Genomic DNA, 8,511 nt, shown 5'->3' with positions numbered 1-8,511 from the left:
CCCAAGCCCCACGTGGCCTTCGCCGTTCTGGCGCGAAACCTGCTCCGCCCCCTGCATGGCGTCGGCACGTCCATCGCCCCGCCCCATCCAAGGAGGATCTCCATGAGCATCGAATTCTTCACCCGCCTGCCCCTGCACGGCGAAACCCAGTACCTGCCCGGCGACCCGCGCAACCGCGGCGACTGGCACCGGGGCGGCCCCAGCACCGGGGCGGTGTCCGGCTTCGCCGTCGGCGACCACTTCACCTACATCGACTACCTCGGCCAGATCGCCCGCGCCGCCGAGATCAATGGCTTCGGCGGCGCGCTGATGGTCAACGCCCCCACCGGCGAAGAGCCCTGGACCGTCTGCTCGCTGCTGGCCCGCGAGACCCGCACGCTGAAGTTCGTCACCGCCTTCCAGCCCTACCACTACACGCCCTGGGTCGCCGTGCAGCAGGCCGCCACCTACCAGCGCGCCACCGGCAACCGCCTGGTGTGGAACATCATCAACGGCGGCTCCGACGCCATCCAGCGCCAGGTCGGCGACTACAGCGGCCACGACGACCGCTATGCCCGCGCCACCGAGTTCATGGACGTGGTGCGCGGCTACTGGCACAACGAGAACTTCCACTACGACGGCACCTACTACAAGGCCGACGGCGGCGGCCTGCGCGGCCCGCTGAAAAAGGCCGAGCTGCCGCTGATCTGCACCGCCGGCTCGTCCATCCCGGCCCGCGAATTCGCCGCCAAGCACGCCGACTACTACCTGATGCGCGCCGAGCACCCGGACGAAGTCCGCGCGCTGATCTCCGACGTGCGCGAGCGCGCCCTGAAGTACGGCCGCCACGACATCCGCTTCGGCCTGTCCATCGACGTCATCACCCGCGAGACCGAGGACGAGGCCCGCGCCGAAGCCAAGCGCTTCTTCGACGAAGGCGTCGCCCGCGGCGCGGTCAAGGCGGTGGCCGCCCACGCCGGCCTGCGCACCGCGCGCAAGCTCAGCTACGAGCATGGCTACCAGGAGAAGACCGAGAACCCGGGCTACGAAGACTTCTTCATCCACCCCAACGTCTGGGCCGGCTTCGGCTACATCGGCATCCCCCCGGGCTGCGCCCTGGTCGGCAGCTACGCCAACGTCGTGGCACGCATCCGCGAGTACAACGAACTGGGTATCGATCTGTTCTTCCTCGCCGGCTACCCGCACCTGGAAGAGGCCTACCGCCTGGGCGAGCACGTGCTCCCGCACTTCCGTGGCGAGCGCGACGGTCTGGTGAAGAGCACCGACGCCCCCATCGAACTGCGCGCCGTCAACGGCGGCCCCGCCGGAGCCTGACGCCATGCCCGAGCAGCGCTTCCTGATCGACGCCACCCTCGCCCTGGTGCTGCTGCTCTACTGGCTGCCGCTGCTGGGCGCCGCCTGAAACCGAACCGGATCGAAGGAAAGAGTCGATGCACGATGAACTGACCCGCCGCCGCTTTCTCGGCGGCAGTCTGGCCCTCGGTGGCGGGCTGCTGCTGGGGGGCGGCCTGCTCGCCGGCTGCGACCAGCAGGCCCCCGGCACCCAAGCCGCCAACCCGCTCGTCCCGAGCCCTGGCGGGTGCCTGCGCCTGGGCATCATCGACGGCAACCAGAGCGGCAACCTCGACGCCCACAAGCCCATCGGCAGCGGCATCGTCCGAGGCTTCGCCCTCTACGCCAAGCTGTGGGAATGGGACGAGCAGATGCAGCCGCGCCTGGCCCTGGCCGAAGAGGCCGAGGTCAGCCCCGATGCCCGCACCTGGACCCTGCGCCTGCGCCAGGGCCTGGAGTTCCACCACGGCAAGACCATCGACGCCGACGACCTGATCTTCTCCGTGCGCCGCCTTACCGACCCGGAACTCGCCTCGCCCTACGCCGCGCTGCTGCACTGGGTGGACCGCGACAACCTGGTCAAGCTCGACGAGCGCACCATCCGCCTCAGCTTCAAGGAAGGCCGCGGCTTCTTCCCCCTGGCGGAAACCTGGGTCAACTTCGGCGGCATCGTCCCGGTGGACTACCACCCCGTCACCAACCCCGTCGGCGCCGGGCCCTACAAGCTGAAGAGCTTCACCCCCGGCCGGCGCTCGCTGTTCACCCGCTTCGACAACTACTACAAGAGCGGCAAGCCCTACGCCGACGAGCTGGAGATCATCGACTTCAAGGACCAGGTCTCGCGCCTCGCCGCCCTGCGCGCCGGGCAGATCGACATGGCCAACGGCCTGCCCAGCGAACAGCTCGACCTGCTGCGCAACGACCCGCGCATCAAGCTGGTGACCTCGGTCACCGGCAACTGGCTGTCCTTCGACATGAACACCGCCAAGGCGCCCTTCGACGACCCGCGCGTGCGCCAGGCCTTCCGCCTGCTGGCCGACCGCGAGGAACTGGTGCGGCGCGCCCTCAACGGCCAGGGCCGCGTCGCCAACGACCTCTACGCGCCCTTCGACCCCACCTTCAACCACGCCCTGGCGCCGCGCCCGCACGACCCGCAGCGTGCCCGCGAACTGCTGCGCGAAGCCGGGCACGAAAACCTCGAAGTGGAACTGGTCACCACCGTCGGCCCCGGCCTCGCCTCGGCCCTGGTGCTGGCCGAACAGGCCAAGCGCGTCGGCGTCACCCTCAAGGTGCGCCAGGTCGACCTCGCCACCTTCCAGGGGCCGCAGCGCACCGAATGGGCATTGAGCACCGGCGGCAGCATCGGCGCGCCCTTCCTCGCCAGCGGCATGCACAGCGACGCCCCCTTCGCCGTGGCCAACAAGACCAACTTCAACGACGCCGAGTTCTCCGAGCTGTTCCTCCAGGCCATGGCCCAGCCCGACCTGGAGAAGCGCAAGGCCCTGGTCCACCGTGCCCAGCAGGTCCAGTACGAGCGCGGCGGCCTGCTCATCTGGGGCTATGCCGACCTGCTCGACGGCTTTTCCACCCGGGTCGGCGGCGCCCACGAGGAGCAGACCCTGTTCAGCACCTGGCGCTTCGAAAGCCTCTGGCTGAACGGCACCGCCTGAGCCTCCGGAGTGCTGCCAGCCCAGCACTCCGGCAGCACCCGGCTGCGTACCTCCCAGCAACCCTTCCGTTGCATCCGGCCCTACGCGGAAACCCCGTCCGCGCGGGCCCCGTTCGCCTCGCGAAAATGCACTGGCCGCAAAAAATAAAATCATTATTTATCAATGATATAGAAGCCAAACACATGAATCGGGGCCGCACCGTCAACGACTGGCATGCCCCGTGCTGTATCCACCTCGATACATCCGATAACCAGAACCACCCGAGGTCGCCCAGGCGGCCTGCGACAGCACCTTCCGGGCCCCATGCCCGGGCTTTTCCACCCCTGCCTGAAACCCGTCAGCCCACTGGCACCTGTGTGTGGCCCACCCACGCGCAATGGAAATCACAGCCCGGAGAATCGCCCAGCATGTTCAGCCTCGCCCCACCGCCTGCCGTCGCCCTGCGCCGCAACACCCTGTCCCTGGCCATCCTGGCCCTGCTCTCCGCCACCGCCCTGGCCGAGGAAAAGCCCGCCGATCCCGAGGCCGAATCCACCCGGGAACAGGCGCAGCAGAAAAAGACCGACGCGCCCGTGCTCGGCGTCGTGCAGGTACAGGGCAAGCGCCTCGATGCCGCCACCTCGGTGGTGCCCGTGCGCGCGCCCAGCTCGGTGTACGGCGGCACCGCCGCCAGCGTGCTCGACACCCCGCGCTCGGTCACCCAGGTCAACGCCGAACAGCTCGCCAACGACCCCATCCGCAGCTCCGACGACCTGGTCAAGTACGCCCCCGGCATCACCCGTGGCGGCGGCCAGAACGCCGGCATCGCCCCGCAGTTCCGCGCACAGAACTCCGAAGTGTTCCAGGACGGCCAGCGTGCCTACGCCGTGCGCCACCCGGCCAACTTCAACGCCATCGAAGGCGCCGACATCGTCGCCGGCCCCTCCTCGGTGGTGTACGGCTCGGTCAGCGGCAGCGGCGGCTACGTCAACTACCTGAGCAAGAAGCCCGACTTCGACCAGTTCCGCACCCGCCTCAGCGGCCAGCTCGGCACCTGGGTGCCCGACGGCGAATCGCGCGACTCCACCCGCTTCACCGTCGACAACACCGGCCCCATCAGCGACGACCTCGCCTACCGCGTCAGCATCACCCGCCAACGCCAGGAGGATTACTACGACAACGTCGAGAACAACTTCGACGCCTTCTATGGCGCCTTCGCCTGGCGCGGCGACGGCATCCGAGTGGACTGGAACGCCGCCTACGACGACTACTACGACTGGAACATCACCCACGGCTGGAACCGCGCGACCCAGCAACTGGCCGACAGCGGCAAGTACTACGCCGGCCGTGCTACACCGATCATCCAGAACGGTGGCACCCTGTGGTCGCCGGTGTTCGAATCCGGCGCTGCCGACTCCGCCGTGCTCGGCTGGGTGCAGCGTCAGCGCAATGCCCAGGGCCAGTACGGCGTGGTCAACGGCAGCTTCCAGACCGCCTCCCCCAACACCCAGGCCAGCCCCGGCACCCTGCGCGGCTGGGTCTACGACCCCAGCCTGGCCGGCAACGGCCTGGTCTCCCTCGACCCGCAGAAAGGCCACCGCGCCGAAGACAAGAGCACTTCCACCCGCTTCACCACCCAGCTGCGCGCCGAACTCGACCTCAGCCCCAGCATCACCCTGGCCAACAGCGCCTTCTACCAGCGCTCCGAAGACACGGTCGACGCGGTCGGCGCCTTCCAGGTGCAATCGAAAGACAACATCTTCGACAACCGCTTCGAATTCCGCTCGCGCAACGAAACCAGCCTGTTCGGCCAGGTGCTGCGCGACGAGAGCAACAGGGGGCTGATCTACCGCCGCGAGAGCAACCAGTCGATCGCCGCCAACAACAGCTTCGGCTCCACCATCAACGCCTACGACCTGACCCAGGACCCGTCCACCAAGAACCCCGGCGATCTGCTCGGCCTCACCGGCACCAACCCCGCCGGCGGCAACGGCGCCTGGATCGGCCAGCCCGGCGTGCCGCAGTTCTCCAGCTACTACGGCTGGCTCAACCTCGCCGCCATGTACCCCGCCGGGCACGGCCTGTACGCCGAATCCCTGGCGCCCTACACCGCCGAAAGCGTGTGGACCACCAAGACCCTCTTCACCCAGCACAACCTGCGCTTCGCCGAGCGCTATGGCCTCAACATCGGCGCCAGCCGCAGCTGGATCGACGCGCGCATCGAGAACCCCTTCGTCCTGCGCGCCGGCACCGAGCGCCAGGACAGCGACAGCTACCGCCTGTTCTCCGTGCAGGTCAGCCCCTACATCAAGCCCACCGAGAACAGCACCCTCTACTACACCTTCGACCGCTCCCTGGCGGTCAACACCGGCTTCTTCTCCAACGGCATCGGCTGGGGCAGCGGCGCCGGCGCCAACCTGCTCAACCCGCTGTCGTTCGAAAGCCTCAGCGTGCTCCACGAAGTGGGCCTCAAGGTCGACGCCATCCCCGACCGCCTGTTCCTCTCCCTCGCCGCCTTCAAGCAGGCGCGTGACCAGTCGCCGGACAGCAACAACAACATCGCCCGCCTGATCATCAAGGGCGTCGAGGCCACCGCGCGCTATCAGCCGGACGAACACCTGCGCAGCGGGCTCAACCTCACCCGCCTCACCGCCTACAACGAATTCACCACCCAGACCGGCTTCGCCTCCGCCGGCTTCATCGCCGACAACGGCACCGTCTTCGGCGACAACAACGCCCTCAACCAGCGGCCCTCCGGGCGCTACGACGCCGTGCAGATCCCCGAGTACAGCGTCAGCGGCTTCGTCGACTACAGCTTCGACTCCGGCTTCGGCGCCGAGCTCTCCGGCTGGTGGACCAGCAGCTGGTACCTGAACCTCAGCAAGACGGTGAAGGTGCCCGACGAATACAACCTCGACCTCGCCCTCTACTACCGCCAGCCGCAGTGGAGCGCCACGGTGCGCGTGCTCAACCTCACCGACGAGCTGAACTTCGTCAGCGGCCTCGCCGGCTCCACCAACACCTTCCTGCAGCCCATGCCCGGCCGCAGCCTCATGGCCCAGGTGGACTACCAGTTCTGACCCCGCGCGGGCCTGGCCCGCGCAACCCTCAACCCGCAACGCAATCAAGGAGTGGACGATGTCCATCGAATTCGTCGGCATGATCTTCCCCCGCCAGTGGTCCGAAACACGCGGCCCGCGCACCGGGGACTTCGACCTGGAGTTTCTCCGCAACCACGCCCGCGCCCACGAGCACGCCGGCTTCGACCGGGTGCTCATCGCCAGCGGCCCGGGTAGCGCCGACAGCCTGCAGATCGCCGCCTACGCCGCCGCGCAGACCGAGCGCCTGGGCTTCATGATCGCCCACCGCCCGGCCCTCACCGCGCCCACCGTCGCCGCTCGCGCCTTCGCCACCCTCGACCACACCACCGGTGGCGGGCGCATCCGCCTGCACGCCATCACCGGCATCACCGCCGAGCCCCAGGAAGGCGACACCCTGCTGGACAAGACCGAGCGCTACAAACGCACCGACGAATACCTGGAGATCGTCCGCCGCACCTGGACCGCCGAAGAGCCCTTCGACTTCGACGGCAAATACTTCCAGATCAAGGGCGCCTTCAGCCCGGTCAAGCCGCTGCAGCAGCCGCACATCCCCATCTCCTTCGGCGGCTCCTCCGACATCGCCTACCAGATCGCGGTCAAGCACGCCGACCTCTACGCCCTCTGGGGCGAACCCCTGAGCGGCGTCGCCGAGCAGATCGCCAAGCTCAAGGCCGCCGCCAAGGCCGCTGGCGTCACCGCGCCCCGGGTCAGCCTCTCGGTGCGGCTGATCCTCGGTGCCACCGAAGAACTGGCCTGGCAGCGCGCCGAGCAGATCCTCGCGCAGATCAAGGCCAACCCGCAGTTCGCCGAAGGCAGCCCCTGGCAGAAGCGCATCAAGGGCACCGGCTCCGAACGCCTGCTCGCCGCCGCAGCCGCCGGCGACCGCCATGACCGCGCCCTGTGGATGCCAACCGCCACCGCCGTCGGCGCCTACGGCGACACCACCGCCCTGGTCGGCACCCCGGAAACCGTCGCCGAAGCGCTGCTGGACTACGTCGACCTCGGCATCACCACCTTCCTCAACCGCGGCTACGACCCCTACTTCGACACCGTCGACTACGGCCGCTGGATCATCCCCGCCGTCCGCGAAGAAGCCCGCCGCCGCGAACTGCAACGCCAGGCTGCAAGCGCATAACAAGGCAACAGAAAGAGATTCAGGGTGGACCACGCTTGGTCGGTCCACCCTTCGGGGTCATGCCGGACACTGTCACCTCCGCATCGATGGGTTTCGCTCCGCTCTACCCATCCTACGGTGGTGCCAGCGCAAGCCACGGTGATGATGGCTGTCCAGTGGGCACGAATTCACGCGCGATGCCCCACCACCAGCCACCCCGGACTCGCCCGAGGGGTAGGGTGGACCACGCTCCACCGGTCCACCCTCCGAGGTCATGCCGAACACCGCCGGTGGATGGAAAAAGCGCCATCCACCCTGCGCAGGGTGCTCCCCGGCGACCCGGCCTAGGCCGGTACGCTGCCGTAGCTCGGGGTGCGATACATCCACAATTCCGGGAGCACGGCCTGGGTGACCCAGCGCCGCAGGTTGCGGTTTTCCGGGTGGTAGCAATAGGTGAAGAGCAGGGCGTGCAGGCCGGATTCGCTCACCACGATTTCCTCTTCGAAGCCGCCATTGGCGGTGCGCAGGTGCACGCGCTGGCGCTGGTCGTCGCAGAGGTTGGCGAGCAGGCGCTCGTGAAGGTCGGTGTTGAGCAGGCGGCGCAGGTCGCGGGTGGAGAACCAGGCCTCGTGGCCGATGAGGAAGGCGCGCAGCTGGCGGCGGTAGCGCAGGAAGTGGCGCGGCGTGATCCGGGGAAGCGTCATGGCAATGCTCCGTCCATAGGGCTGGGGAGCCGCCACCGAATCCATGAAGGGTGGCGGACCGTGCGAGTGTGGAAGTACCGGGATGTTCCCAAGACCGGTCGGGCCGAAACCCGCTCGCACGGTCCGCCATAGACCGCCGACGCATACACGTCGCTATGGCGGGGGAACATCATCTGTTCGGGCTTCCACACCCGGTTGTGCCCCGAGGGGCACAACGGCGGGAACCCTAGCCAAGCCCCTTGTAGGCCGGCAATGCAGTTGCCACGTAGGAATTTTCAGGCGGCGCACGTGCAGGTTGGCACCGAGCGCAGCCCAACGGTGCGCGGTTTGACGTGCCGGGTGGAGTTTCCCCCGTAGGAGCGAATTCATTCGCGATGCCCCACCGCCAGCCGCCCCGGACCCGCCCGAGAGGTAGGGTGGACCACGCTCCACCGGTCCACCCTCCGAGGTCATGCCGCACGCCGCCGGTGGATGGAAAAAGCGCCATCCACCCTTGTATCTCGACTAATACCTCCACAGGGGTAATAGTCCCCGACTGATCATCGGGGGAGGGGCTGGAAGTCGTATCCACCCTTAGGCCGCGAGCCTGCAACGTAGATAGTGCTCCGCCC

5 protein-coding genes are annotated in these 8,511 nt (G+C 68.1%); 4 read left to right on the top strand and 1 reads right to left on the bottom strand.

All coding sequences use genetic code 11. The features are described from left to right. The first annotated feature begins 102 nt into the window (after nucleotides 1-102). The 4 genes from DMX10_RS31235 to DMX10_RS31220 all read left to right on the top strand — a co-directional run bounded on the left by DMX10_RS31235 (nucleotide 103) and on the right by DMX10_RS31220 (nucleotide 7,217). A complete protein-coding gene (locus DMX10_RS31235) occupies nucleotides 103-1,314 on the top strand; it encodes an LLM class flavin-dependent oxidoreductase (RefSeq protein ID WP_111264734.1) in 1,212 nt (403 codons plus the stop codon). 116 nt (nucleotides 1,315-1,430) lie between these two features. Continuing rightward, the gene (locus DMX10_RS31230) at nucleotides 1,431-3,002 is read left to right on the top strand and encodes an ABC transporter substrate-binding protein (protein ID WP_111264733.1); all 1,572 of its coding nucleotides are present in this window, start codon (nucleotides 1,431-1,433) and stop codon (nucleotides 3,000-3,002) included. A 407-nt stretch (nucleotides 3,003-3,409) separates the two neighbouring features. Then, a complete protein-coding gene (locus tag DMX10_RS31225) occupies nucleotides 3,410-6,061 on the top strand; it encodes a TonB-dependent siderophore receptor (RefSeq protein ID WP_256604889.1) in 2,652 nt (883 codons plus the stop codon). 58 nt (nucleotides 6,062-6,119) lie between these two features. After that, nucleotides 6,120-7,217, top strand: a complete 1,098-nt coding sequence (locus DMX10_RS31220) for an LLM class flavin-dependent oxidoreductase (protein WP_111264732.1) — start codon at nucleotides 6,120-6,122, stop codon at nucleotides 7,215-7,217. Nucleotides 7,218-7,540: 323 nt separating this feature from the next. Here the strand turns inward: DMX10_RS31220 and DMX10_RS31215 are convergent, their stop codons facing one another. Continuing rightward, entirely contained in the window at nucleotides 7,541-7,900 is a 360-nt protein-coding gene (locus tag DMX10_RS31215; protein ID WP_111264731.1) for a BRO family protein, read from the bottom strand. Between the last annotated feature and the right edge of the window lie 611 nt (nucleotides 7,901-8,511).

Source organism: Pseudomonas sp. 57B-090624 (assembly GCF_003234055.1).
Classification (GTDB): domain Bacteria; phylum Pseudomonadota; class Gammaproteobacteria; order Pseudomonadales; family Pseudomonadaceae; genus Metapseudomonas; species Metapseudomonas tohonis.
The sequence above is the reverse complement of the archived record's forward strand: the minus strand, read 5'-3'. Positions and strand labels throughout refer to the sequence as shown.